At 67.3% G+C, this 25,193-nt stretch carries 28 protein-coding genes; 20 read left to right on the top strand and 8 right to left on the bottom strand.

Annotated elements, in window-relative coordinates:
* Together flgC and flgB are read right to left on the bottom strand one after the other, a co-directional pair.
* Nucleotides 1-420, bottom strand: coding sequence for a flagellar basal body rod protein FlgC (flgC, locus tag VGR32_RS05315; RefSeq protein WP_414642893.1), 420 nt, complete (start codon nucleotides 418-420; stop codon nucleotides 1-3).
* Between the two features lie 13 nt (nucleotides 421-433).
* A complete protein-coding gene (gene flgB, locus VGR32_RS05310; protein ID WP_327448812.1) occupies nucleotides 434-838 on the bottom strand; it encodes a flagellar basal body rod protein FlgB in 405 nt (134 codons plus the stop codon).
* A 116-nt stretch (nucleotides 839-954) separates the two neighbouring features.
* Here flgB and VGR32_RS05305 point away from each other — a divergent pair, with 116 nt between their 5' ends.
* The 3 genes from VGR32_RS05305 to VGR32_RS05295 all read left to right on the top strand — a co-directional run bounded on the left by VGR32_RS05305 (nucleotide 955) and on the right by VGR32_RS05295 (nucleotide 2,431).
* Complete coding sequence (locus VGR32_RS05305; protein WP_327448810.1) at nucleotides 955-1,224, top strand: flagellar biosynthetic protein FliO; 270 nt, start codon at nucleotides 955-957, stop codon at nucleotides 1,222-1,224.
* Nucleotides 1,221-2,039 carry a flagellar type III secretion system pore protein FliP gene (gene fliP, locus VGR32_RS05300; protein ID WP_327448808.1) on the top strand — a complete coding sequence of 273 codons (819 nt, stop codon included), beginning with the start codon at nucleotides 1,221-1,223 and terminating at the stop codon, nucleotides 2,037-2,039. The genes VGR32_RS05305 and fliP overlap by 4 nt, the downstream gene beginning before the upstream one ends.
* A gap of 113 nt (nucleotides 2,040-2,152) precedes the next feature.
* Entirely contained in the window at nucleotides 2,153-2,431 is a 279-nt protein-coding gene (locus tag VGR32_RS05295; RefSeq protein WP_327448806.1) for an HU family DNA-binding protein, read from the top strand.
* Nucleotides 2,432-2,452: 21 nt separating this feature from the next.
* On the opposite strand, the gene VGR32_RS05290 is transcribed toward VGR32_RS05295, so the two are convergent.
* On the bottom strand, nucleotides 2,453-5,356 hold the full coding sequence (locus VGR32_RS05290) for a hypothetical protein (RefSeq protein WP_327448804.1): 2,904 nt from the start codon (nucleotides 5,354-5,356) through the stop codon (nucleotides 2,453-2,455).
* Between the two features lie 271 nt (nucleotides 5,357-5,627).
* Here VGR32_RS05290 and VGR32_RS05285 point away from each other — a divergent pair, with 271 nt between their 5' ends.
* The 6 genes from VGR32_RS05285 (at nucleotide 5,628) to VGR32_RS05260 (ending at nucleotide 10,406) form a co-directional block, all read left to right on the top strand.
* Nucleotides 5,628-6,938, top strand: a complete 1,311-nt coding sequence (locus VGR32_RS05285) for a tyrosine-type recombinase/integrase (RefSeq protein WP_327448802.1) — start codon at nucleotides 5,628-5,630, stop codon at nucleotides 6,936-6,938.
* Between the two features lie 71 nt (nucleotides 6,939-7,009).
* Nucleotides 7,010-7,879, top strand: a complete 870-nt coding sequence (locus VGR32_RS05280) for a hypothetical protein (RefSeq protein WP_327448800.1) — start codon at nucleotides 7,010-7,012, stop codon at nucleotides 7,877-7,879.
* A gap of 84 nt (nucleotides 7,880-7,963) precedes the next feature.
* Nucleotides 7,964-8,167 (top strand): helix-turn-helix transcriptional regulator, encoded by a 204-nt coding sequence (locus tag VGR32_RS05275; protein ID WP_327448798.1) that lies wholly within the window; start codon nucleotides 7,964-7,966, stop codon nucleotides 8,165-8,167.
* A 221-nt stretch (nucleotides 8,168-8,388) separates the two neighbouring features.
* Nucleotides 8,389-8,748 carry a hypothetical protein gene (locus VGR32_RS05270; RefSeq protein ID WP_327448796.1) on the top strand — a complete coding sequence of 120 codons (360 nt, stop codon included), beginning with the start codon at nucleotides 8,389-8,391 and terminating at the stop codon, nucleotides 8,746-8,748.
* Between the two features lie 198 nt (nucleotides 8,749-8,946).
* A complete protein-coding gene (locus tag VGR32_RS05265) occupies nucleotides 8,947-9,282 on the top strand; it encodes a hypothetical protein (protein WP_327448794.1) in 336 nt (111 codons plus the stop codon).
* A gap of 29 nt (nucleotides 9,283-9,311) precedes the next feature.
* Nucleotides 9,312-10,406: a hypothetical protein gene (locus tag VGR32_RS05260; protein ID WP_327448792.1), complete on the top strand. Its 1,095-nt coding sequence runs from the start codon at nucleotides 9,312-9,314 to the stop codon at nucleotides 10,404-10,406.
* 222 nt (nucleotides 10,407-10,628) lie between these two features.
* Here the strand turns inward: VGR32_RS05260 and VGR32_RS05255 are convergent, their stop codons facing one another.
* Nucleotides 10,629-11,282 carry a hypothetical protein gene (locus VGR32_RS05255; protein ID WP_327448790.1) on the bottom strand — a complete coding sequence of 218 codons (654 nt, stop codon included), beginning with the start codon at nucleotides 11,280-11,282 and terminating at the stop codon, nucleotides 10,629-10,631.
* 73 nt (nucleotides 11,283-11,355) lie between these two features.
* Between VGR32_RS05255 and VGR32_RS05250 the strand changes: the two genes are divergently transcribed.
* Nucleotides 11,356-11,586 (top strand): helix-turn-helix transcriptional regulator, encoded by a 231-nt coding sequence (locus VGR32_RS05250; protein WP_327448788.1) that lies wholly within the window; start codon nucleotides 11,356-11,358, stop codon nucleotides 11,584-11,586.
* On the opposite strand, the gene VGR32_RS05245 is transcribed toward VGR32_RS05250, so the two are convergent.
* From VGR32_RS05245 to VGR32_RS05235, 3 genes are all read right to left on the bottom strand, one after another.
* Nucleotides 11,583-11,939, bottom strand: a complete 357-nt coding sequence (locus tag VGR32_RS05245) for a DUF2958 domain-containing protein (protein ID WP_327448786.1) — start codon at nucleotides 11,937-11,939, stop codon at nucleotides 11,583-11,585. The two genes, VGR32_RS05250 and VGR32_RS05245, sit on opposite strands and share 4 nt — an antisense overlap.
* Nucleotides 11,936-12,679 carry a hypothetical protein gene (locus VGR32_RS05240; RefSeq protein ID WP_327448784.1) on the bottom strand — a complete coding sequence of 248 codons (744 nt, stop codon included), beginning with the start codon at nucleotides 12,677-12,679 and terminating at the stop codon, nucleotides 11,936-11,938. The genes VGR32_RS05245 and VGR32_RS05240 overlap by 4 nt, the downstream gene beginning before the upstream one ends.
* Before the next feature lie 101 nt (nucleotides 12,680-12,780).
* Nucleotides 12,781-13,746: a PGN_0703 family putative restriction endonuclease gene (locus VGR32_RS05235; RefSeq protein WP_327448782.1), complete on the bottom strand. Its 966-nt coding sequence runs from the start codon at nucleotides 13,744-13,746 to the stop codon at nucleotides 12,781-12,783.
* A gap of 396 nt (nucleotides 13,747-14,142) precedes the next feature.
* Between VGR32_RS05235 and VGR32_RS05230 the strand changes: the two genes are divergently transcribed.
* A complete protein-coding gene (locus tag VGR32_RS05230; RefSeq protein ID WP_327448780.1) occupies nucleotides 14,143-14,604 on the top strand; it encodes a nuclease in 462 nt (153 codons plus the stop codon).
* A 319-nt stretch (nucleotides 14,605-14,923) separates the two neighbouring features.
* Here the strand turns inward: VGR32_RS05230 and VGR32_RS05225 are convergent, their stop codons facing one another.
* Nucleotides 14,924-15,304 (bottom strand): hypothetical protein, encoded by a 381-nt coding sequence (locus tag VGR32_RS05225; RefSeq protein ID WP_327448778.1) that lies wholly within the window; start codon nucleotides 15,302-15,304, stop codon nucleotides 14,924-14,926.
* Here VGR32_RS05225 and VGR32_RS05220 point away from each other — a divergent pair, their 5' ends adjacent.
* From VGR32_RS05220 to VGR32_RS05180, 9 genes are all read left to right on the top strand, one after another.
* The gene (locus VGR32_RS05220; RefSeq protein ID WP_327448776.1) at nucleotides 15,305-15,712 is read left to right on the top strand and encodes a hypothetical protein; all 408 of its coding nucleotides are present in this window, start codon (nucleotides 15,305-15,307) and stop codon (nucleotides 15,710-15,712) included.
* Nucleotides 15,709-16,596: a TerB family tellurite resistance protein gene (locus tag VGR32_RS05215; RefSeq protein ID WP_327448774.1), complete on the top strand. Its 888-nt coding sequence runs from the start codon at nucleotides 15,709-15,711 to the stop codon at nucleotides 16,594-16,596. Before VGR32_RS05220 ends, VGR32_RS05215 begins: the two co-directional genes overlap by 4 nt.
* Before the next feature lie 426 nt (nucleotides 16,597-17,022).
* On the top strand, nucleotides 17,023-18,222 hold the full coding sequence (locus tag VGR32_RS05210) for a DUF6602 domain-containing protein (protein WP_327448772.1): 1,200 nt from the start codon (nucleotides 17,023-17,025) through the stop codon (nucleotides 18,220-18,222).
* An 85-nt stretch (nucleotides 18,223-18,307) separates the two neighbouring features.
* Nucleotides 18,308-19,786, top strand: a complete 1,479-nt coding sequence (locus VGR32_RS05205; RefSeq protein ID WP_327448770.1) for a hypothetical protein — start codon at nucleotides 18,308-18,310, stop codon at nucleotides 19,784-19,786.
* Between the two features lie 287 nt (nucleotides 19,787-20,073).
* Nucleotides 20,074-20,385 (top strand): DUF6968 family protein, encoded by a 312-nt coding sequence (locus VGR32_RS05200; RefSeq protein ID WP_327448768.1) that lies wholly within the window; start codon nucleotides 20,074-20,076, stop codon nucleotides 20,383-20,385.
* A 314-nt stretch (nucleotides 20,386-20,699) separates the two neighbouring features.
* Entirely contained in the window at nucleotides 20,700-21,815 is a 1,116-nt protein-coding gene (locus tag VGR32_RS05195) for a hypothetical protein (protein WP_327448766.1), read from the top strand.
* Nucleotides 21,816-21,948: 133 nt separating this feature from the next.
* Nucleotides 21,949-22,752: a hypothetical protein gene (locus VGR32_RS05190; protein WP_327448763.1), complete on the top strand. Its 804-nt coding sequence runs from the start codon at nucleotides 21,949-21,951 to the stop codon at nucleotides 22,750-22,752.
* A gap of 145 nt (nucleotides 22,753-22,897) precedes the next feature.
* Nucleotides 22,898-23,329 carry a hypothetical protein gene (locus tag VGR32_RS05185; RefSeq protein ID WP_327448761.1) on the top strand — a complete coding sequence of 144 codons (432 nt, stop codon included), beginning with the start codon at nucleotides 22,898-22,900 and terminating at the stop codon, nucleotides 23,327-23,329.
* A 444-nt stretch (nucleotides 23,330-23,773) separates the two neighbouring features.
* A complete protein-coding gene (locus VGR32_RS05180) occupies nucleotides 23,774-25,147 on the top strand; it encodes a hypothetical protein (RefSeq protein ID WP_327448759.1) in 1,374 nt (457 codons plus the stop codon).
* Nucleotides 25,148-25,193 lie beyond the last annotated feature (46 nt).

Here is a 25,193-nt window from a genome sequence, read left to right as displayed (position 1 = left end):
TCAGCGCTTCAGGATGTCGAGGGTGCGCTGCTCCATGGCGCGCGCCGTCTCGATGACGTTCAGGTTGGCCTCATAGGCGCGCTGGGCCTCGCGCATGTCCATGGCCTCGACCAGCGTGTCGACGTTGGGACGCAGCACATAGCCCTCGGCGTCGGCGGCGGGATGGTTCGGATCGTAATCCCGGCGGAACTCGCCCGGGTCGGCGCGCACCTCGGCGAGGGCCACGCCGGTGGCGCCGTCCACCTCGCGCGCCCGGAACACGGGCACCTGGCGGCGGTAGGGCTGACCGCCCGCCGTGTCCGACGTGGAGTCGGCGTTGGCGATGTTCTCGGCGATCACCCGCATGCGGGACTGCTGCGCCTTGAGCGCGCTGGCGGCCACGGCCAGGGTCGAGTTGCGGGGCGGGATGGGGTCAGGCACGGGTCAGCCCTCCTCAGCGACCGGGCGGCCGCGCGGCCATGCGCAGGAGCGACATGGACTTCTGGTACAGGCTGATGGCGGCGTCGTAGGCCATGCGGCTCTCGGCCATCTTCAGCATCTGCTCCTCGACGACCACGGCGTTGCCGTCGAGGGTGGTCTCCGAATCCGGGCTGTCCTGCACCGCGAACCGCGCCGGCGCGTTCGACGGCGCGAGGTGGGACGCGGAGGTCCGCGTCATCTGCAGGCCACCGGCGTTCTGCATGGCCCTGGCGAAGTCGGTCGGCTGGCGCAGGTCGCGAGCCATGTAGCCGGGCGTGTCCGCGTTGGCGACGTTCTGGGCGATGACGCGCTGGCGCTCGTCCAGCCACGTCAGCCGGCCCTTGATCTGGTTCAGCAGCGGCAGGTCGGCGATGGACACGGCCGTTCCCCCTTCGCGACGCGGGCGGACGTGCCCGAGCGAAATCGTGACCTGTCGTGGTTAATCAAAGGTTTTCTCAACCGGCCGTTAACCCTGATCCTTAACGATCCCGGTCGATGGATTTCCTCGACCTCCTGCGCGCCGTCTTCGGCCTGGCCTTCACCCTCGGCCTGATCGGGGGCGCGGCCTGGGCGGCGCGTCGCTATGCGCCGCAGCTGATGGCGAAGCTGTCGGCCCAGCGCGGCGAGCGGCGAATGCAGGTGATGGAGACGCTCGTGCTCGACCCGGCGCGCCGCCTGGTGCTGGTCAAGATCGACGACGAGGAGCGCCTGTTGCTGCTCGGCGAGGGCAAGGAGCTGATCGAGCCCCGGAGCCCGGGCAAGTGACGGTGTTCGTCAAGCCGACGCGTGACGAGGTGAAGCGGGCCGCCCTGCTGTCGCTGTGCGTCACACTGGCCTGCCTACTGTGGCCGCTGGGCGCGTTCGCGCAGGAGGCGGCGCAGGCGCAGGCCGCCGGGTCGTCGGCCATCAACGTCGACCTGGGGACGGGCGCGGGGCTGACCACCCGGGTGGTGCAGCTGGTCGGCCTGATGACCGTGCTCAGCCTGGCCCCGTCGATCGTGATCATGACCACCAGCTTCGTGCGCATCGTCGTGGTGCTGTCGCTGCTGCGCACCGCGCTGGGGATGCAGCAGTCCCCGCCGAACGCGGTGCTGGTGTCGCTGGCCCTGTTCCTGTCGGCCATCGTCATGGCTCCGACCTGGCAGGACGCCTATGATTCGGGAATCAGACCGCTGATGGATCAGCAGATGGAACTGCCGCAGGCGTTCGATCTGGCGGCAGATCCCGTGAAGACCTTCATGCTGGGCCAGGTCGACCGCGGCGACCTGGAATTGTTCACCCGACTGTCGAACGTCGACATACCGCCGACCGCCCAGGAACTGCCGCTGCGGGTGATCGTCCCGGCCTTCATGATCAGCGAGCTGAAGACGGCGTTCGAGATCGGATTTCTGCTTTTCGTTCCGTTTCTTGTCATCGATCTGGTGGTCGCCAGCGTGCTGATGTCCATGGGCATGATGATGCTTCCGCCGGTGGTGGTGTCGCTGCCCTTCAAGCTGATCTTCTTCGTCCTCGTGGACGGCTGGAGATTGGTCGCGGGCAGTCTGGTCGAGAGCTTCCAGAGAGCGTCCGGCGGGGGGTGAATCCCCAGCCCGTGGGGCTTTCAGCGGCAAAGCCGCTTGCCAAGCGAACGAAAAGCGGCGTCAATCCGTCCGTCGTCGCCCCGTCGGGCGGCAGAAAATCGGAAACGACCCATATGACCACTCAAGCCGAACTGATCGCCGCCGTCGCCAAGGACGCGGGCGTGTCCCAGGCCGACGCCGGCCGCGTGCTGACCGCCATGGTGGACAACATCCACAAGTCGCTGAAGAGCGGCGGCGACGTCCGCATCTCGAACCTGGGCGTGTTCGACACCGCCGCGCGGGCCGCCCGCGAAGGCCGCAACCCGGCCACCGGCGCGACCATCAAGATCGCCGCCTCGAAGGCCGTGCGCTTCCGCGTTTCGAAGCCGCTGAAGGATGCGGTCAACAAGTAAGCCGTTCGGCTTCTTGAGAGATCAGGCCCCCGCGGGGGCCGGACGGGCGGGCGGAGCGGCAGGCGTCGTTCCGCCCGTCTTCGTTTGCGCCGCCGGCGTCTGCTCCCGGAACTTCGTCCGGGCGCCCTCCACCCAGCCGGTGAAGGTGTTCGAGCTCTGGATCGCCGCGGCCAGACCCGACGGCGACGACAGGGTCAGCGGGTCGTAGAGGGCGATCCGCACGGCGTCCGGGTTGCGGGCCTTCTCGACGAACGGCGCATAGCGCTGGGCCAGCCGCGACAGGCCGGCGTCGTCGTTCGACAGCGAATAGCCTACGCCCGCGCGGATCAGCCGGGTCTCGTCCGCCGCCGAAAGGGGCGTCGCCGCATCCAGATGCCGGTCGCCCAGCAGGCGCTCGTACAGGGCGCCCGCGCCGGCCCAGTTCTCCTGCTTCCACAGCACCTCGGCCCGCACCTCCAGCGCGGCGGTCGACGCGTCGTCGCCCAGCACCTCCAACGCGTGGTCGAAGCGCCCGAGATCCATCAGGGCCCGCGCCTCCAGCGCGCGACGCTCGGCGTTCAGGGCCGCCGGCAAAAGCGTGGTGCGCGACGACCAGATGGCCTGCAGTGCCGCCTCGGGCTGACGATCCATCAGGTAGACGGTGGCCAGATCGGTGGCGACGACGGCCCGCGCCACCCCGTCAAGGCGCTGATCGGCCTGATACTTCAGAAGCTCGGCGGCCTGGTCCAGCAGATCGACGTCGATCAGTCGGCGCGCCAGCCGGCGTACCATCTCGTCGCCGTCGGCGCCGATCGGCGTCAGTTCGCGGAAATCGTAGAACAGGCCCAGCGCCTGGATGGGCTGCAGACCGTCTGCGCCGCCCTCCAGGAACAGCATGCGGAACGCCGCCTGGACGTCGGCCTGCAGCTCGACCCCGCCGGGCATCGTCGCCATGCGGGGGCCGGCCGCCCGCAGCGCCGTCAGCGCCTCGCGGTACAGGCCCTGCGACAGATACAGCCGGCCGAGGGTGCGGATGACCTCCAGCTCCGTCGCGTCGCCGCGCCAGCGCCAGCGCAGGGTCTCCAGCTCCGCCGCCGCCGCCTTCGGCACCACCTTGCCGTTGGCCATGCCGATGCGCACCACGCCCAGACGGGCGGGCACGGCGACGGCGTCCAGCGGCGCCTTGCCGACCGCGGTGAAGACCGCCGCGGCCTTGTCGAGTTCGCCGATCTGTTCGAACAGGCGCGCCTGCACGAGGCGGATCTGGAGTTGCTCCGACGCGCCGATTTGCTGGCTGAGAGCGTAGGCGATCAGGGCGCGGGCGGCCTCGACGTCGCCCAGCTCGATCGCCGCCATGGCGTGGGCGCAGGCGAACCGGGCGCGCCATTCCGGGGGGAAGGCGTCGACGACGCCGGCGGCGGCCGCGAACTGGCGGCGCGCCTCCTCCCAGTCGCCGCGCCGGCTCGCGATCAGGCCCAGCCATGCCCTGGCCGAAGGATCGCCGGCTATCGCGGCGCCGGACAGGTCGGCCTGCGCCTCCTCCAGCCGGCCGATGGACACGCGGGCGGCGGCGCGCAGGCCGCGCACCTCGGCTTCGCCGAGCATGCCGGGCTGCACGTCGACCAGCGCGTTCAGCGCGCCGATCGCCTCGTATCCCAGCCCCGAGCCGACGAGGAAGCGGGCATAGGCCAGACGCTTCTCCGCAGGCGCGCGCGGATCGTCGACGGCGGCCGCGCCCTCCTCGGCCGCCTCGGCCTGAAGCTTGCGGTGACGGGCCAGGAAGCCATCCTCGTCCCTGCCCTTCCAGTCCTCGAGGATCAGGGCCGGATTCGGCGCCTTGCGCGGCGCGTCGTCGGCGGTCGGTTCGGCCGCCTCCAGCAGGGCCGTGGGCGAGGACAGGATCAGCCCGCGCGGACGCGACACGATCACGCGATCGCCGTCGGCCGCGATGCTGAGATCGTCGGCGAGGGTCTCGATCGCCAGTCCCTGCGCCGAAGGCAGGACGTGCAGGTCCACGGTGCGACGCCGCTGCGGAAAGCCCTTTGCCGGCCCCACGGCCGTCACCGCGGCGAACCGGTCGCCGACCACCGGGTCGGTCAGCCAGATGGCCCGGCCCGACCCCGCCATGTTGAAGGCCAGCGCCGGCTCTCCGGACGGGTCGCGATCCAGGCTGACGCCGCCGGCGGGCGTCGCGCCTCCGCCGATGCGGACGGTCCAGGCTCCGCCGTCGGCCGAGGCGGAGACGGTCAGGGCCTTGGGCGCCTCGAGCCTCAGCGCGACGTAGTCCGGCCCGGCCGCCCACCGGGCGCCCTTTGCGGGACCCAGATTCGCGGCGTCGGCCAGGTCCAGCTTGGCGGCGGCGTCGAACACGACCCACACCGCTTCGCCGCGCCTGAACACGGCGGCCCCGACCGACCGCGGCCAGTCGAACCTCAGGGTGACGCCGTCGGCCGTCGCCTCGGTTCGCACCCCGACGGTCGGGACGTCCGCTTCAGCGGAGGTCTCTGCGACGGACGGTTCCGGCGCCCGGCCGGGCGCGTAGAGGTTCAGGAAGACGGCGCCGTCGGCCGTGCCGGTGCGGGCCTCGGCGCCCTCGGCCAGCGTCAGGACCAGTTCCGTGCCGCCCTGCACCGCGCGCGTCTCGACCGCCTCGACCCCCGCGGGAGGATCGACCTTGAGGCGCGAGACGTCGGGCGCGGCGGTCGTGCCGATGCGGACGACCACCCGCCGCCCTTCGATGACGACCCGCGCGCGGGCGCCGACGACGCCGGCGAACTCAAGGCGCGTGTAGTCGGCTGCCGCGCCTATGCGGATGGCCACCGGATCCAGGGCGGCCGGCTGGTATTCCTGCGCCAGGGGCAGGACCGGCGACAGCGCGACGGCCCCGGCCGCGGCCAGGGCCACGGTCGAGTTCAGGACCCGGCGGGATGTGCGGCGCGCGGACATTCGCGCGCACCCTGGCGCGGGCGCGGTTTCATCGCGGTTAACGGAGGATGACCGGACGACGGCGGCGCCGATGGCGACCCCGGGAGGACTCCAACCTCCGACCTCGGCTTTAGGAATTTTTGAGTGTCGGGTCTAGTCCAGTCCAGATCAGTCCAGGATCTCGAGTAAATTCATATCCTTGCTGGACAACAGCGTCCGAAGCGTTACATCGCAATCCAGCCGATTTCAGGCGATTTGTGCCCCATAGCGAACTTGGGGCACAGAGGATCCGATGCCCAAACTGCAGCTGACTGACAAGCTAGTAGCTTCCGCCAAGGCCGCTCCGGGAGAGCGTCTCGAGCTGTGGGACCTGAGGACGCCCGGCCTTTGCCTTCGTGTGACCGAGCGCGGCTTGAAGACGTTCGTCCTACGCTATCGGGCCACAGACGGCAGCCAGCCTCGGTTCAAGCTCGGTCGCTTCCCGCACATGTCTCTCAGGTCTGCGCGGATAGAGGCAGGGCGAATTCGGGGAGAAGTCGAGGATGGCCGAGACCCTGCGGCCGCCAAGCGACGCGCTAAGGTCGCGGCCGACGCCCAACTGACGTTCGAACAGCTCTACGACCAGTACGTCCAGGCCAGCCGCGCAGGCGAGTGGAAGCCCAAGGGAAAAAGGAAGCGCGAAGTCACGATCGTCTATGAAGAGCGCTTGGCCCGTCGTCATGTCATCCCCAACATCGGTCAGATGATCCTGGAGGACATCAACCGAAAGATCGTGAAGGACCTGCTCAGGAACATGGTCGGCAAGGGGATCGGCGCGCAAACCAATCGCTGCCAGGCCCTCGTTCGCCAAGTCTTCGCCTACGGGATTTCTGAAGACCTGGTGCAGATCAATCCTGCGACGGGCTTCGCCCCTTTCGCAGACCAACAGCCCCGCACGCGCACCTGGTCGACCGACGAGCTCAAAGAGCTGTGGCGGGTGCTCAACACCGAGGGCAGCCTGACTGATCGCCAGGGACGTCAGTGCTTCGTCGGTAGGCAGCTGCGGATCGCGGTCATGCTCTGCGCACTGTTGCTGCAGCGGCGTTCCGAAATCGCCGGCATGCAGATCGCGGAGATCAACTTCGACGACGCCGTGTGGACCATCCCCGCCCATCGCATGAAGGGTGGCCGTCCCCACTCAGTCCCGCTGCCGCCTCACTCCATCGCTTTGATCGAAGAGGCCATCGATTTGGCGAAGAAGGTGGGCGGTTCGGACGTGAAGGCGGTGTTTCCGAACGCGAGGGACGCGGAGTGTTCCATTGATCCCATGAGCCTGTCGCGTGCGCTGGCGCGCCTATCCGCAACGGCCGGCATCGAAGGGGCTACCCTGCATGATCTTCGCAGGACGGGAGCTACCGCCTTGACGAGCGAGCGTCTCGGCGTGTCGCCTTTCATTCGATCGAAAGTGTTGGGCCACTCGACAGATGCGGGCGGCGGCGCGGCCGTCACAGCCATCCACTATGACGTCAACAGCTACATGGGCGAGAGACGCCGCGCGCTTCAGGCTTGGGAAGACCGATTGCTGGAGATCGTAGGTGCTGCGAAAGCCTCGGCCGAAAGCTAAGGTGGGAGCGGTCGTAGGAGCCACGGCCTATTGGGTGCCTGCGTCGTCAGGCAGTCTTGAGGGGTACGGCGGTGAACGACCTGACTGACCGCGACAGCGATGCGGATGTGAGCGACTGGCTGCCGCCCGCTAATGCGCCGACACCACGGCAACAGCTCATCCTCTTGCTGACGGCGACCCATCCTGGCCCGGATGCCGAGCTGGTCGAAAAACGCTTTGGTTCGGCCGACCCCGGGCTGACGGCAGCGTTCCTTAAGCCGGTCCAGGGAATCACCATCCGCGACTTCTTAGAAGACCCGTCGCGCGTGCCCTCGGACGACATCGCCCTTCTGAAAGAGCTTAGTCAATTTCCGGCATGGTCGGCCGCCTTCGCGGCCTTCGTTCTGCACGGATACATTTTAGACGAATCCCGCGCCCACGACGCTCTCACCATCATCAAACGGTCAGCGAGCAAACCTGCTGAGGGTTTGAAAGTGCTGGAAAGTTATCGGCGCTTGCGAGACGAGCTCGACCCGAACGTGGAGGACAGTCCGGCGGCTATTTTGCACCTCGTGTCGGCGTGGCCCGAACGACTGCAACCAAGCGCAGCTTATTTTGCATGGGCTGCGCTCAAGTATATTATTAACGAGAACGACAAACTACGTAACACTCTAAAAGACAATGACAAATACGTTCGTTTAAAGGAGAAGGACAGAACGCGCGCCGTCAAGCAAGACTTACTAGATTCAACGACTATACTGCTCCTTGCCGTATCTAAACTGTTGCTGCCGGAAAAGGCCTCGATGCCAAGCGGCTTGGCTGCGGGGATTGTTAAGATGGCGGCGGGCAAGCGCGTCCGCCTTCCGCGGGGGGCGCGCACCCTGGCGGAGCGCCTGAAGGAGGGCGAAAGGCTGATCACGGCGGCAGCCGAAAAACGGCAAGATAAGAGTCGACAGATCTAAGGTGTCGCCCGCTTTACCTCGCTATATCTTTCCGCATTTCGGCTGCATTATGTGGGCGCTTCTGCTTTTTCAGGAGCCCCCACCATGCGCACCCACTCCCCCCTCAATCCGCACGCCAAGCTGATGCGCGCCAGCAGCATCGCGAGCTGGCTGCAGATCTCCCGGTCGACGTGGTTCTCCTGGGTCGCCCAGGGGCGCGTTCCGCCCGGCATCAGGCTGACGGCAGGTACCGTCGTATGGGACATCGACGAAGTCGCTGCGGCGCTCTCCCATCCGGAGGTGCGCTGATGGTCCGTCCCTCCATCACCCCCGTGACCCGGCGGATCCACGCGGACACGGACTTCTCCACCGCGATGGCCGCTGCACAGACCACCGCCTGTCGACCGATTGACTACGAGAGCGCGGTGAGGCGCGCGCCGATGGCTGAGCCCTCCAGCCCCGCGACGGCCTTGCCGGGGCGTGAGACCTGCAGGGGTTGTCCGCATCTCCGCCATCGGTTCCCGGCCGACTTGGCTCCGGCCGACACGTCCCCCTTCGACGAGTTGATCGTCGCCGGGGGCGACGACGTCGAACTGACGCGCCTCCCCGCTGGGCCGCCGAAGGTCCTGGCCGGCATCGACCTGGCCGACGGCCCGCACGAAAGGGTGACGCCGGGCTTCGAAGATTACGCGCGCGTGTCGGACGCGACCGTTCTGGCCGACGCGCTCTACTTCAACCAGGTCTTGCCGGAGTGCGCCTGTACGCGTGCTTTGTTCGACGCGGCGGACGACCGCACCGTCCGTGGCCTCTGGCTGGATTTCCTGCGCCAGGAAGCCGCGATCAAGGCGAGCGGCTCCAAGCGGGCTAAGGGTACGCGCCGAGACGCCTGACGAAGAGCCGCCAGCATTCGTAGGCCGAAGCGCCTGTTCCCTGATCTGCTCGCTACGACCAGACGGCGAAACGGGCCGGCGCCGGCGTAGCCCCCGCCCGAAGCACATGCCGCACCAGCAGCTGACGGCAGATTCCCAGCGTCGAGACAGAGCGAGCTCGTCGGCGCTGAACACGTCCAACCCACCAGGAGATCTAACGTGATCGATGCCCCCCGTCCGACTGAACGGACCTCCGAAAGCGACCCCATCGTGGCGTCGGCCGCTGCCGCACCGGCCGGCACGCCCTCCCCGCCGAACGCGACTCTGTCGCTTGAAGAGTGGCAAAACAGCCAGCCGCCGCGCGCCCTGCTCCGGGCCCCCCGGGCGGCACTCGCACACATCTACAAGGGCGACGCGATCAAACCGCGCGCAGCCCTGTTCGAACCGATCAGGAAGCACGTCAGGCTCGACTGGGTTTCGATCTTCCGGGAAGCGGCGAAGTCGCGCGCCGAGGCTGAAGCGATCGGCCGGGCCGACGACTCGGAGAAGTCGTGATGCGGACCGCTGGAACGTTGCAGGAGCCGATGCCCTCGCAGTCGGACACGGAAGAGCAGTACCGTCGCCACGAGGAGCGCGAGTTCGACCGCAAGCAGCAGCGCCTGCGTGAGCGTCAGTGCCTGCCGCTGGCTGATTGGACCCACGAAGAGCGACTGGACCTTGAGCACAGCGTGACCGCAGAGCCGCCCATCGGCCACACGAGACCGATCCGGCCGCCGCGGCATCAGACCTTTCAGCCCCGGCAAGTAAACCCCTTCTTCCCCACCGACAGTCTTAACCGGCCGTCGCAGAAGCACCGCAAGACGACCGCCCTGTCGAAGGCCCAGGTCACCCACCTGCACGAAATCGTACTGCGGGCGAACTGCATGGGCCTGGTCATGAACGTCTTTGTGACGATCGCCTGGGAGCGGGCCGGGATCGACGAAGCGAACATCGCCGCGGCGCAGGCGCGTCTCATGCGCCGCGTAAGGGAGTGGGCCAAGGGACGCACATTCCAAGGCAAGCGCTTGGACGCCTTGATCGGCTGGATTTGGGTTCACGAAAGCGGACCGACCGTCGGCGTGCACACGCACTACCTGTTTTGCTGCCCGCCCCAAGAACGGACGGCGCTGTGGCGTGTGATCCAGCGGTCTTTGGCGTCGGCCGGATCGACGGCTCAACAGACCGGGGCGATGTCGCATCTGCCGTTGGATGCGAGCGCCCTCGACTTCTCTGACCGCCCGGAACAAACGGGCCTGAAAGCAGACATGCGGCAGCAGTGGACGCTTTTCGGCTACGTCACGAAGACCAAGACGATCAGCTACACCCCCAAGCCGAGCTCGTTCGGCAAGACCGGGGAGATCATCGGAAAGCGGGCCGGCTTTTCGCATCACCTGCTCGGGTCGACCCCCTGGAAGCGCTTTGTCGTCAACCGCGGGCGGCACGTCACCTGGATGAAGGACTTCTTGAAGAACGCCTCCCGGCCCTACCCGCTGGTTTGTGGAGCCTATGCGGCGGAATATCAGGCGTACCGCGCGGAGCCGGCGACCGAGCCTGCAGGCCACAGTTCCGGGCCGACCGCCGACGCGTACCCGAAGACGGCGTCTGAGTCGGAACTCGGTCTGAGAAGGCTCAGAGTCTAGCTGGAGCGAGAAGGTTGAAATCTGGAAGGGGCCGGCGCAGACCGGCCCTTTTTTCTGCGCGGCCCAGCGCGGAAAGGCGTGAGGCGCAACGATAGAAAGGCGTCTCGTGTCCGGTGGAATGGTCGAGAGTTGGGTGCCGCAAGCCCCACACCATTGAGCCGTCGGGCGTCTAACCTCGGCGGTCTTCGACCATCATCCAGCTTTGTCCAACGCCTTTTGCCGTCAGCACGGTGCCGCGGAGCACACCCGATTGCGATCCAGCGCTTCGCCGTAACTGAACCTGACGCTGGTCGCGCAGCTCGACAATGGGCTCGGATACGGGATGGCCAGCTGCTCGAGCCGCTCATGGATGCTGATGATTTCGGCCGCGCTCATGTCAGGGTTTGCGCGATAGCGGCGACACAATTCCTCCGCCTCGGGACGATCCCGATCCTCGCGCGAAGCTTTCTCGTCGAGACGAACCGCCTCGGCTTGCGCGTATTCCTGCTGCCGTGAGCGCTCCAGCGCCACGTACCGCGCGTAGCCCGCCCACCCTTGGCGCTCAGCGCGGCTGCCGGGGGACGCCTCGAGAAACTGGATGTAGAAACCCTTGCTCTCGGTCGCTTCCGCGGTGGTCAGATAGGGCGAGAACCACGGCCGACGCGGGTCGAACTGCGCCGCCATCGCCAGTTTTTGCTGAGCCGAAGGCATGGGCTCCAACGGGCCGGGATCCTGGCCGTCGCCCGTTCGCTCGACGCGGATTGAGCCGGTTGACGCATGGCCCGGGCCCGCCGCCGGAGACGCCGTTTCGGCCTCGGCCCTCTGATCGCAAGCGGCCGTCCCCGACGCCGCCATGACGATCGCCAGGGCGACCACCCCTCTCAAGCCATCTCGCATGCCTTGGCCTCCTCCACTCGATTAACAACTATAGTTGGTTCAGCGTGACCGTCGAGATGGTCACCGTCTCGGCATGGACATCCGCGCATTGGTGGGCCGCAACGTCCGCCGCGCGCGGATCCAGCTGGGCCTGACTCAGGAAGAGTTGGCCGACCGCGCGGGCACATCTCAGTTCTACGTCAGCAGCCTGGAAGCCGGCCGCCGCAACCCGACGATCGAGACGGTGCATGCGCTGGCCGCCGCCATGGGCCTTGCGGATTGGCTCGTGTTGCTCAGGCCGGACGGCGAGCGCGCCGAGGACTAGGCGGTCAGACGGCCGGCGGCCTGACCTTCACGTTGGTAGGTCGCCAGCGATCGGTCGGGCTTGAACCACCGATCGATCTCGACCGGCAAGCCGAGCCGTCCGCGAAGCCGGCGCAGCTCCTCGAGATCCACCTCGCCGATTTCGACGAAGCCGAGCCCGAGGTCCGCCACGCCCCAAGCGAGGGTCTCGTCTGGGCTGACGGCGGCCAGCAACCACGTCGCGCCGGCATCCGGGGTGAACAACTTGGCCACCGGGAATGGGTCGAAGGTCGCGCCGCTGGCGCGCGCCGCGTCCATGCGCCCCCACGCTGCGATCAGCTTCTTCCTCTGGATCTTGGTGAGGCGGAACGTCATCGACGCCTCCGTGGCAAGGCGTAGGTCGAGGCGCGCGCGTCATGCACCCGCGCCAGCAGCTGACCGCCGATGGCTTCCAGGCGGGCGGTGGTCGTGGAGTGGCGGTCGGAAGCGGGAGGCACGAGACCGAGGTCGGCGGCTCCTTTGGCGGCACCGACCATCATGCCGGTGAGGATGAAGGCGGCGGGTGTGGCTCCGACGCGGACGAGCGCGTCGAACCCAACTGCCAGACCGTCCGCATTGAGGGCGAGCGTCCGCGCCTGATCCAGTGCGGACACGACGTCTCGCGGCTCGTCGGTCGGCAGGGAACGTCCGGCCGCCACGGCCGCGACGCGGTCGTCGCCTTCCCAGTCCATGGCTTCCAAGGCGTGTGCGGCGTCGCCGCTGAGAAGGGCGCGGCGGACGAAGATGCTGGCCAACTCCAGCGCCTCGCTTTCCTCAGGCGTGGCGTTCATCAAGGCGGCCAGGTGCATGGCCTCCTGCTGCGCGGTCCTGCGATCGGCCCGACGAAGGATGCCGACGACGGCGAGGCCAGCGACAAAGCCGTGTCCCGTGTGCCGCGGACGTTCCGGGTCAAGCACGCGCAGGAGGCGGGGGCGGCCCGCGCCCTGGGCCCAGTCGGTCAGCAGGCGACGAAGGAGGTCGCCGGGGGCCAGGGTCCCGGCTTCCAGGAGGGCGTGGGCGGCGTGGATCATGACGGCTTGTGCGTCGGGCCAGTCGGCGGCGGCGCGTCCGCCCATGAGACGTCGCGACTCCCGGGCTCCGCGTGCCGCACCGAGGAGCGCCCCCAGGGCGCGGTCACGCCCTGGGTCGCCTTGCGGAAAGAGAGGAAGCGCCCCCATCAGATCAGAGCGTGGATGGGACCGAAGTCGACGTATCGGGTTGTGATGGCCCGGGCCATGTCGGGTGCGCCGGCCAGGGCCAGCGCGGCGACCGCGTCTTCCAGCGGCAGGTCGACGAAGGCGGCCTTGCCGGTCGCGGCAGGCGCGAGGTGGGCCCGGTACTGGCTCACGGCCCGCTGGACCTGGTCGTTCAGCCGCGGCGCGATCACCACCACCGCGCCGGCGTCGTAGAGGCCCGCGTCGATCATCGACTGCGCCAGCATGTGCAGTCGCCACATCTGTTGGATCGGGTTGCGGCGCAGGGCCGGGTCGTCCGGGTCGAGGAAGAGGTCGCTCGAGGCGCTGAGGGCGTCGTAGCGCTCGCGCATGCGCGGCTCGGGCTCGCCGCAGCTTTCCGAGTATTTGATCTCGATGGCGACGAAGGCCTTGCGGCCGTCCTCCAGCCGCAGAGTGATGAAGCCGTCGAAGGCGGTCGCGTCGTCGGTGAAGTTGGGGTCACCACGACCCGGGGAGTGCTCGAAGGCGACCGAGCACACCCGGCCGGCCAGATCCGGCAGGGCCTCGCGGACGAAGGCTTCGGCCAGGTCGCGGTTCAGCTTGATGGGGCCGAGCAGGTTCAGGGCGAGCGGCGTGGAGGAAAGCAGGTTCTCGTAGAGCCGCTTCTCTTCGAACATCGCGCCCGGTTCGCGATAGGCGAGCTCGCGCCGGGCCAGTCGATGAACCTCGGGGCTCAGGAAGTTCGCCCCGGCCGCGCCGTCGAAGACGCCGACCAGGTGGCCCATCTTGCGCTTGCGTCCCGCGGCGGTGGTGTAGGTCCCAATGCCCCAGCCGGCCGCCTCACGATGAAGGGCCTGAAGCAGGCGGGCGCAGGCGCGGAAACGGCTGTCGGCGGGGTGGTTGACCTTGTGCGCGGTCAGGAGGGCTTCGGGCACCAGGGGCAGGCGGTCGGGAGGAAACAGGTCCAAGGGAAGGCCTCAGCTGCGTTGACGATGCAGCGAGGTTCACTGGGCCCGCGACTTAGCTGACCTCATTCAAGTTCCACCTTCCCGGAGCGTGCCGGCTGGAAGCTTGAGCAAGCGAGGAGGGATTGGATTCCACCCTTGGGAAGGATGGATGGCAGAGGGGATTAGGAGAGGAGAGAGGAGGGGGAGGGGGTTTTCATATAATATTGGTCCGGCAAGCGTCTGCGCATCGGCTCGAACGGCGAGTGGTGGAGGGATGCGGCCCGCCCCTGGCCCGCCGTCGTGCGCGGTGTCATCGTGCCCGGATATGGACAGATCCCCTCCTCCACGCGTCATGGGCCCGGCTCGGAGCGCTCCGGTTTGAGGCGTCGGTTCTCCTCGATTGGCGCAACCCTGCTCGTGGTCGCCGCCGTGCTGCTCTTTGGCCTGGCGCAGCGGGAAAGCGATGGCCGAGGGGCCGTCCAGCCCGTCGCTCTGCAGGATGCGGGAGCGACATTCATGTGTCGGACGGCGTCGGTGACCGACGGCGACACGCTCAGGTGCGAAGACGGCACGCGGATCCGACTTCACGCCATCTCCGCGCGCGAGCGGGACGACACCTGCGCTCCCGATCATCCCTGCGCTCCGGCGTCCGCGGCCGCGTCGACGGCCCGTCTGGAGACGCTGGTGGGTAACCAGGTTTTGACGTGCCGCGCCACGGGAAGAAGCCATCGCCGCGTGACCGCCATTTGCTGGAACGCCGCGGGCACCGAGGTGAACTGTGCGATGGTCCGCAGCGGCATGGCAGTGGTCTGGGAGCGCTTCAATGCCCGCGCGCCGATATGCTCCGGTGCTCGTCCACCCGCGGCGACCGCCCGATGAGCGACCGCCCGACCCGCCCCAGCAGGACGGAGGTCGCCCTCATCGTGGCCTTAGTGATTGTCACCGCGGCGCAGATAGCCGGCACGGTCTGGCTTATGGCGCAGACCCTGGGATGAGCGACCTCCAGGCTTGTCCACCGACATTGGAACAAAAACAGAACAATTGATCTTGCCGGCGGCTCGTCATGCCGGCTACGCAGTCCGTCGGTGGCGCGACGGAAACACAAGAATGACGTTGATCGCCCCCCTGCCCCGAGCCTGTTCCCGCCCCTTCCGGCCGCTGGCGGACGCTCGTCGCCGAACTTTGCAAGATGGAAGGCTCAGACGCGCGTGCGGGGCTCGCCGCCTTGCTTCGCGAGCTGGCGGAGACCGAACCGGCTTTGATCCAGCAGGTGAACGCGTCGATCGAACTTCAGCGGATCGGCGCGCGACCCCGACGCGTCGAGACCTCCGCACGCTGAGAGCCGCGTGGACGACACTCCGCGTTGCCGGCAGTGGACGGCGAAGAACGGGCGGTCGGCGGCCCAATGGTGGGGGACGTTCGCCCCGCGGGCGGCCGTCCCGCCTACTGCGATCGGAGGTTCGATGTTGATCTGGCGCGCATCGAGCGCGCAAAGCATGGCATTCGGTTGCTCGTCTTTGCGGGTCGCGTAATCTGCGGCGGTCGCCGCAAGGCTGCTCAGATTGGGATCGAAAGACAAATGGGCGACACTCCCGCCATCCCTCCGCTGCTCGATCGCGCGGCCATCAACCGCCGGATCGATCGGTTGGACGTCTCGGCCGACATGAAATCGGCGCTGTCGCGCTTGGTGGAGGCGACGATCGTGGTCGCCGGCAAGCTGGTGGACATCGGCGCTCGGGTCATGGCGTTCGTCTTCGAGTTGGCCAAGGCCTATCCGGGCATCGCGTTCGGCGCGGTGGTCGCCCTGGTGCTGTCCTATCTGATCAGCTCGATCCCGGTGGTCGGACCGGTGCTTTCGCCCGTGCTCACTCCCCTTCTGCTCATCGTCGGCATCAGCCTCGGTGCGTTGGACGATCTGACGGACGGCGGCATGCGCGCGCGGCTTGCCAACCTGCAGACGCAGCTTCGCCAAGCCGGCGTCGCGTGAGCCGTCGCCCCCGCAAGACCTCCAAGCCGGAGGCGTTCGGCGACGACCTGGAATGCGTCGTGGCCGATGCGCTCAAGTTCAAGCGCAAGCTTCGAATCGGGGGAGACGCCTACAAGATCCTAAAGGCCAAGAGGGGCCTGCAGAGCATTTGGGATGTGGGCGGCGTCGCGATAACGGCCGGCTCTGTTGCCGCTTCGCCCATAGTTGCAGGGACCTTCTTCGCCTCCTCCGCGGGGTGGCTGTCCTTCATCGGCATCGGCGTGGCGACCACTCCGATCGGCTGGGTGCTGGCTGCCGCGGTCGCCACCGGCGGTGCCTACTATGGCGTCACGCGCCTGGTTCAGAAGCAAACCGAGGCCATGGTCGACACCATCCCTCGGTTCATCAACACGCCGATCGACCTACTGGGCATGCAGCTGCTCGACATGGTCGGCGCGCTCGCGCTCCGCGTCGCATCGATCGACGGGGAGGTCGCCCCCTCAGAGCGCCAGGCGATCGAGCGTCATTTCGTCGATGAGTGGGGATATGATCCACACTACGTCTCGCGCGCGCTCGATGTGCTCACGTCCACGACCGATACGGTCTCCGTGAAGGCCATCGCGAAGATGCTGGCGGAGTTCCAAGCCGGCAACCCGGACTGCAACGCCGTCGCGATGCAGGCCGAGCTGATGCAATTCCTTCGAGACGTCGTGGCAGCTGACGGTCGGATCGACGAACGTGAGGAGCTGGCTGTCGACGCGGTCATGACCGCGTTCAAAGCCGCCCGAGAGCTCACGCTTTCCAAGATCGGCGGCGGGCTAGCCGCCCTGCCGAAGCGGTTCGTGGACGCGCTGGTTTTGAAGCCCGTCGTCTTGAGCACCTCCAAGATCCCCAAGTCCGTCTGAGATAGCTATCTCACAGGCTTCGAGCGGGAGAAATGCGCCCGGAGCAGACATACCTGACAGGGCGCAGATAAGACGCTAACCTGCCAAAAAGCTCTGCGCACTACCGCGCGTTAAGGGCATCACTTGAAGATGCCTGCATGAAGAGTCACGCCAGCCTTTGGACCCAAAGCAAGTCATCTCGCCTCGGAGGTTGGCGAGCGGGCGTCGATCCGGTCCAATTTGCGGCGTGGCGAGCATGACGGCCGCGACACTCCATCGCTCTTTGCGCGAAGGGGATATCATCGCCCCCAGAACCGCCTCTGGCACGACGTCCTCATCGAGGAGGTCAGAACGGACGCGAACGGTCGACTCGGAACCGCGACGGTCTACGAAGCCGGAAAGCTTGCGCCCGGTCCGGTCACGGCCTGGACCGCGCCGCCTTCGAACGTGGCCGTTCTTCCCGACTGGTCCGATCCGCATCCGGCGGAAGACGAGAGGCGGACCCTTCACCGGCTGATCGGCAACGCCGTGGTGAAGACGGTCTCCGAAGGCGGCGGCGAGACCCTTCTCCCCGACCTCGTCGCAAGCGTGTCTGCGGCCCTGAGCGTCGCAACGGACGCCGTCGAGGACGCCATCCGGTTCAGGATCGGGACCGGTACCTTTCTCGTCACCCCGACGCCGAAGGGCCGCGGCACCAAGCGGGGGCCCGTCGATGTCCTGTCGATCTCCCATGCCAGTCTCATCCAGGAAAGGCGCCGCAGATTCGCGGCCTCCCTGTCCGAAGAGATGGACTCCCAGAGCCGTCAGATCGGGAACCTGATCGAACACAGGGCGACGTCCGGGGGTTATCGCGAAACCCTGCTCCGCCGCCTGCTTGAGAGGCATCTGCCGCAGCGCTATCACGTCGCCACCGGCTTCGTGCACGGCTGTTCGCGCCAGCTCGACATACTCATCTACGATCGGATGGACCAACCCGTCTTCTTCCGCGAAGGCGAACTCGTGGTCGTCCATCCCGACGCCGTGCGAGCCGTCATCGAATGCAAGACCACGCTCGACGGCGGGGCCTTGTGCGGCGCGCTCGATCTGTTGTCGGAGGTCTCGGGTGGCGTCGACCAGCCGCCCATCTTCAAGGGCGTCTTCGGCTTCGGGGGCGCGACGGCGCCCACCATCGTCGATCACCTGCGACGCTACTACCGCGGCGAGGTGAACGAGAAGGGCTCGGCCTACGCGACGGGGGCCGAGAACGCCGAGCAGCATATCCAGACGGTCGACGACCCGGTCTCCGCCGTCTGCATCCACGGCTCCCTGCTGTTCGAGATCGATTTCCTGCTCCAGGAGGGGAGCGACTGCTTGCGGCCGGCCATCCGCGAGGTCCGGAACGATCTCGAGCGCCCAACGCAGACCGCCGTGTTCCTGGAGCGACTCCTCGCCCATCTGCGCGAACCGCGCAGAGGCGAGCGGACGGCGCCGTGGCTGTACGATCTGATCCGTGACGAGCAGAGCTTCGGGCCGACCACCTGGATCTACGACGACTGCGACTGGGGCCCCTACGTCCAGGACGTGAGCCGGGCCGCTTTCGAGGCCCGGCTCGGCGACTACCGCATGTGGCGGGCGGGCTACGCCTGGCCCGACCACGGCGCCGGCTGAGGCGCCGTCACGCACAGGCGAGGGCTCCGCTCCGGTGGCGGGCCGGCGGCCGGCCTTCTATAGTCAGCGAGACAAGGGGGACGTCATGCAGGTCGTGGGGAAGATTCAGGCCGTGGCTCCGGGGAGGGCCGATGCGTTTCCGCTTGTGATGTCGGCGTTGGAGAATTGGGCCGACGGCAAGTTCGCGCCGGCCGAGGACGGCGGCTCCATTATCCAGCGAAGCGGCACCTCGGCAATGACCGACCGTCGGCAGGAGGCGGTTGGGGATCAGACCTGGTCCAACTTCGAAGTGCTCGAACCCGTCAACGGCGGCGAACTGCTGACGGCCGCCCGTGTGCTGGCGACGCCGACGGGCCTGCATTTCAGCTGCACCCTTTCGCTCGGCGTCCATGGCGGCCTGGTGCCGCCGAATGTCGACCTGTTCACCCCGCGCTTCGTCCGCGAGGTGGTCGGGCTGGACGTCGACTGGCGCTCGTCGCTTGACGGAGAACACCTGCTCTCAACCTTCGCCCGCATCGGGTCCGCGGACGTCGACACCTTTCTCGACTTGCTCCAGTCGAGTCAGCGAAGACTGCCGCTGATCCTCGTCTCCGAGCTGGACGGCCGGACCCTGGCCGGCGACCTGCACACCCGGCTCGCATCCGACGTCTGCGGCCTGGCGCACGTTTGCCGGATCGACCAGGCCGCCGCCTGGGCCGTGACCCAGCGGCTGGACAAGGAATGGTCCTGCTACAATGGAGGGGTGCGCCTGTTCTGGCCCTTCCGGGGCAATCGAGAGCGGCCGCGCAATCATCCCCTGTGGACCCGCGATCGATTGACGACGCGCAGCGAGGACGAGGCCGAGGCGCGGGACCGTCTGCGGCGCGATTTGCGGACCCGACTTCTGGACGCATCGAGTTTCGTGCCGGACGATCCGGCCTTCCGACGCTTCGCCACCCTGCGCGACCGCGCCGCTGTGCCGGCCGCCGACAACCTGCCCGGGGAGGACCTGACGCGCCGCGTCCAGGAACTCGAGGCGGAACTCGAAGCGCGCGACGCCGAGATCGCGACGCTCAACGACAACCTCGCCGCGCTGAACCTCGCCTTGCGTTCGCAATCGATGGCCGAGGATCCGGCCGCGGACGAAGCGCCGCCCACGACGGTGCATGAAGCGCTGGAGATCGCCCGCCGAAAATGGGAGGGGGTGCTCCTTTTCGGCGACGGGGTTGAGGATCAGGCCGCGGGCCTCTCGGCCGAGGCCGGGCCGCCCGAGAAGGTGCTCCGATATTTCGACGCCCTGGCCGATCTCGCCACGACCCGGTCGCGAGGGGCTCTGGGCGGCACAGTCCCGGCCTGGCTGCGGGAGCGGGGTGTGACCGCCTCAATCGAGTCCGAGACGATCCGGAACAATCGCGACGCCATGCGACGGAGAACCTTCACCGTCGCTGGCGAGGAGGTCGCCTTCGAGCTCCATGCCAAGCCGAACGACGGCGTGCCCCCGGACCAGTGCGTCCGGATCTATTTCGACGTCCGCGACGAGGCTCCGCACGTGCGGATCGGCTATGTCGGGCGGCATTTCGAATGAGCCGGTGCGCCGATGGCTGTCTCCTGCACCGGCTCCGCCCACCAGTCTTAAGCCCCGCGCGTCGTCTGGCCCCGCCGACCCCGTTGGCTTCGACGCGACAGCGCGCACCGCTTGAAGCGTTGCTAGGGCGTCGAGCCGGATTGCGCCAGGACCGGTCATTCGGCGAGCGCGGGGAACACGACATTCAGCCATGCCCTCTCAGCGTCGGAACGTCCGCTTCTCGGCCGGTCGGCTGAGACCGTTCCCGACCCATTGCGGACACGGAGGCCAAGCCTCAGTCTGCCCCGGTGTCGCCCCCGCAAATCATCGCGAGCCTGTCGCTAGATGCCGTTCGAGCGGACGGAGAGAAGATCGTGATTGCACTCGCCATCGGTGCGCCCTCGATAAGCGAAAGGCATCAGACGTGGGCGTGCACCCTGACGCTGCATCCGCTCCTGACCAAGCCCCAAGAGGTCGCTGGCGCAGACTCGGTGCAGGCCCTCTCTCTGACACTGCGGGCAGCGAGAGGCATTCTCGAAGACTTCACCGAGAAGGGCGGAAAACTGCTTCTCGACGCAGAGGCGTTTCCCGTGGATGTGTGGCTCGGCCCGAGGCTGTGAACACGAGCGGTCGGCTGTCACCCCTATGTGCCCGTCCGCTTGCCACCGCTGAGCCATGGTCCGCTCCCGACCCGTATCAGACGTTCGCGATGACTGCTTAGTACACCTTCTGCAAAGCGCACGCATGCGCGAGCATGGCGCACGGGCATGCGCGATCGGCTGTGGACGGATCTTCTCCGCGAAACTGGCGCCAATGGAGTCGACGGCGTGGACGGCCGACGAAAGCTGACGATCGCTTCGTCGCTGCTGGTCGACACCGGCAGTTTGGCTAGTCTCCCGGCATCAAACCACGATTGTCTCGGGAGGAAGGCGCGATGGCAGCGGCGAGCGGGCGTTGGGGTGCCGGTTTGGCGGCCTTGGTGGCGGCGCTGTCCGTCGCGGAGCCCACGGCATCTTCTCAGGACATTCCGCTTCGGTGCCGTGATCTGCTCGCGGCCAATCAAGGCGTCACGAAAAGGACCGACCGCGTCGCCGAACTTGGCGAGGAGCTCGACCTCAAGCATTGGAAGAAGCTCAGCCCGCAATACACCGACGAAGCCCTGGTCGCCACCTTTCGCGCGGCGATAACCGAGGCCGAGGCGCGTGCGGCCGCGATCACCGGCCTGACCCATGCGGGTTTGCGGCGTCTGGCCTTCGACCGAAGCAAATCCCTGCTCGTGGAGCACCTCAAGGTGGAGCCGCTGCCCGTCGAAGGTGTGCGCGACGAGATCGTGCGCCGGGTCTCGGCCGTGGTGCTTCTCACGACGGGTGAGTACGTGGACGTGATGGTCGCGAAAGGACGAGCGGAAGGCTCAACCGCGTCGACGGTGACGCTGCAGGCCCGAGCATATCGTCAATATATGGCGTCGTGCGGGCGAAATGGCCTGAGCCCCAACGCCTTCTACGATGAGGCCGCAAACGTAGGCGTCGGGAACTCAGGCATGAGGTTCGCCGTCGTCTGTCCGGGCCTTGTGCTTGAGGCACATGACTACGGGATCAGTCGACAGGATCTGCTGGATGCCTTGAGCTTCACGCTCGGTCACGAACTGGGCCACGCTATCGACGACTCGGCCTACCCGGAACTCTACGGCTCGATGGCGGAGTGCTATAGGCGCATCACCGAGTTTCCGGCAATCTGGGATCCGGGTCTGGCGGACGAAATCTCCGCAGATCACTGGGGCGCGGTGGTGCTTGCTGAAACGTTGCGGACCCGTACCGGGGGAGCGCCGCCGCCCGAACACGTCGCCAAGGTGATCGCCTATGCCACGCGACGACTGGAGCCTGACGAGATTGACGACGGTTCCAAGCCCAAGGTTCACGCACCGACCCCGTTTAGGATCAACCAAACCATCGCTCGCCTTCCTGCCATAAATGAGCTTCTTGGATGCCCTCAGAACGGCCCTCATAACCCGGGCTGCACGCGGCAAGGCATCGTGCCGGCTGAGCGGTGAAGCGGCATCGGCTGTTCGATCTCGGCATGGGCTCGAAGGCAGCCAGGCCGACCTCTCCGGTCTCGCCGATCAGCTCTCACTAAATCTTGCCTTCCAAAGCCTTCGAAACGGTCGTCAAGCGGAGCCGTCGCTCATGAAGCCCACCCTGAGTACTTTCACGCTCATCGCAGCGACCTGCGCCGCCGCACCCTGCCTGGCTCAGGCGGTGGCGCCCGGCCAGGCGCTGTTCGGGGCCTTGTCCCAGGGCGATCCCGCGGATCACAGGGGCGCCTACTACGATTGTCGAGATTTCGCCGGCGTCGCAGGCCAGTCCATCGAGATCGTCATGCGCTCCATCGACGTGGATGCCTGGGTCGCGTTGCATCGAGGGCCCGGCTGCCAGGGGGACTGGGAAGACGCCGACGACGACGGCGGTTTCGGCTTTGGAGCAGCGCATCTCGAGGCGACGCTGGATCAAGGAGGCACCTGGTCCTTCCGCGCCAGCAGCGCGGATGCACAGGACGTCGGAGACTACATGATCGGGCTGGCTGTGGCGGACACGCCCGAGGCCGCCCGCCTGCGCGCGGATCCCCTGACGATGACCTTGGGAGGTGAGGTGTCCGGCGAGTTGTCTCCGGTTGATGCCAACCGGGCGCCTGGGCGATACTTCGACTGCTATGAGGTCACCGTCGCCGGCCCGGTGCAGGTGATCCTCGATGTCCGATCTCCGGACTTCAGCCCCGTCGGGCACGTCTACAGGGACGCGTCGTGCAGGCGGGGGTACTCGGTGGAACTCGTTTCCGTGTCCGAGTCCGGCGAGGTTGATCCTCAAGAGTTTCGCGCGTCAGGGCTGCTTCCCGGAGCGGGCAGCTATTTCATCGCGGTGACCAGCGGCGGCCTTCGACAGACGGGCGCTTACTCGATGAACATCGCCGCGGCTCCCGCGACCCAACCCTAGAGTCGATCGAACCGGGCCCCGGCTCCGGCAAGTGCGTCGCGGAACCCTTGGGCGGCAGGCGAATGACGCAACCTGACGTCCTCTCGCCCTGACCTTGACGCTGCATGCCGCCTCCAGCTTCAGTCCGATCTCCAAGGAGAGAGCGATGTCTCTGGGTCGTACGGTTCTGGCTTTTGCCGCAGCTCCACTCACGTCGAGCCTTGCGCTCGGGGCCGCGCTCAGCGCGTCCTCGGGTGCGGACGCGATGTCCTGGGTTTTCGGGACGATCATGATTGGGCTCTTCGGCCTCCTGTTCACCGTTCCGGCGACTCTGGTCGGCGGCGGATCGTCATTTCTTCTTCTCAAAGCGGTCGGGCGGGACAGCCTTCCCTGGTTCCTTCTGGCGGGAGCTATCGTCGGGCTGGTCTCGGGACTGATCGTGTTTTCCAGTGGCGGGACCCCCGACGTGCACAGGGAGCCGGGCTGGGTGATGCTGCTGTTGGCGGGGTTAGCAGGGTCGGCCGGGGGCGCGGCGTTCGGTTTGGTCCGCGGCCGTCCTCGCTCCGGACGCGGCGCGCCTCTCGTCAGGGACCTGTGACGGGCATGCAGATGACGTTCAAGCTTCTGAGAGGCTGGTTCCTGGGCGCGGCGATCTGCGCCGCAGCATCGGCCGCGCATGCTTCCGAGGCGGGCGGGCACCGGACGTTCCCGCGGCGCAGGAGCAGCGGCTGGACTGCAGGCGCCTCGCCGGGGACCTCTACTGGTTCTGCTACGCGCTTGATCGAAGAAATTGCGGCGTGGCGGCTGAGGCTCATTACTGGTTCTGCAAGGCGATCTCGGAGCGCAAATGCAACCTGGCCGAGCGTTCCGACTACTGGGAGTGCCGCGCGCTGACCGAGAGACAATGCAACTACGCCGACGCAGATCGGTACTGGTCGTGCAAGGCATTCACTGAGGATTGCGCCCTCGCGCGCGTGGAAGACCGGGACTTCTGCTACGCCATTGCTCCGGTCTATCGCAGCCGTGAGCCCTGGATCTCCCGATGACCGCCGATGCGCACGCCATGAGCCTTGGGAAGTCGGTCGAAGGAACGCGCCGGCGCACGTTGACGGCGTCTGCTGAACTGGAGGTCCGGGGGGATGGATGCGATCTTCTGCTCTCTTGTCTTTCCGCTCCCGTGCGGGTGCGTCGCGGGAACATTCGGATGAAGACTTCCTTGCGCTGCGCCGGCCCGCTTGCGGCTCTGGCGGTGCTGGCTTCAATCGCGACGAGCTCGACCGCGGCGGTGGCGCAAAACATCGAGCCGCAGGCTCCTTCCCCGATCCAGCAGCGTGGCAGCCTCGGACCGCCGTTCCAAGGCGTGGTCAAGGATCTGGAGGTCATCGGGCCCAATCGTTTCGTCATGACGATCGGCGACCGGCCTGACGTCGCAGGCTCGGACCGGGTGGTCGTCTACAGTCCGGAGTTCGGCCCGGTGGGCCAGGCGTTCGCGCCGGCAGAGGGCACGGTCTACGACACGGAGCCGGCTCATGACGGCGGGGTCTGGACGCTCTACCATTCAGCGGATGAAGCGACCGAGCCGGGCGTCCGTGCGGGAGGCATGAGGCTGCAGCTTCTAGACCGGGAGGGCAGACCCGTCGGCGCGTCCAGACTGGTCACACAGTCGCTGTTCACCGACACGAACGTCCTCAACGAGCCCCGGCGTGGCTGGATCATAACGTTTCCTGGCGGAGCCGTCGCCGTGGCTTTCGCCGCTCCCGCAGCGTCCACCAGACGGCAGCAGCTGCGCCTGACCACGTTTCGCCCCGATGGGCAGGAAGGGGCCACGGACGTGCTGGAAGCGTCGCTCGATCACCTGCCGTCCGTGAGCACGCGGCCGACGGCCGCTGGGGGCGCCCTGCTGGCGTGGGGATCGGGCGACCCAATGGGAGAACGCCTGTACGTGACCAGGCTGGAACCAGACGGCCAATGGGCCGACCTGGCACGGAGGGTCTGGCAATCCTCAGACGATCGGGCGAGGACGTTCGACGTCCGCCTCCTCCCGATGTCCGGCAGCGATGAGGTCGCCGCCGTCTTCACGCTCGGCAATGATCAGGTCGTTCGGCGGTTCGACCGGCACGGCTTCGGCAAAGCCGGCATCGAAGTCCTGAACTCGACCGGAACCCTCATGGAGCCCGTCCGACTGGATGACGGGCGGCTGGTCGGGCTGGCTGGAGGCTCCCGGGGACCTTCGGGCCTTTACGTGTCCGGGATCGGGGAGCCGGCGCTTCTGCAGCTCGAAAGTCTTGACGCACGCATCACCGCCTTCGTCGAAGAAAGCCAGGACAGCGTCGTCGTGGCCGCGGTCGTGCCCGCCGCATCCGGCGCCGCGGTCGAAGGACCCAACTTCTCGTACCTTTACCGGATCAGGCGGTGACGCCGGCCGGCGTCCGGAATGCATGGAGAGCAGAAATGTGGCGTCC

This window comes from Brevundimonas sp. (genome assembly GCF_035935935.1).
Classification (GTDB): domain Bacteria; phylum Pseudomonadota; class Alphaproteobacteria; order Caulobacterales; family Caulobacteraceae; genus Brevundimonas.
Note: the sequence above shows the minus strand (reverse complement) of the source record. Positions and strands in the feature narration are given on the sequence as shown.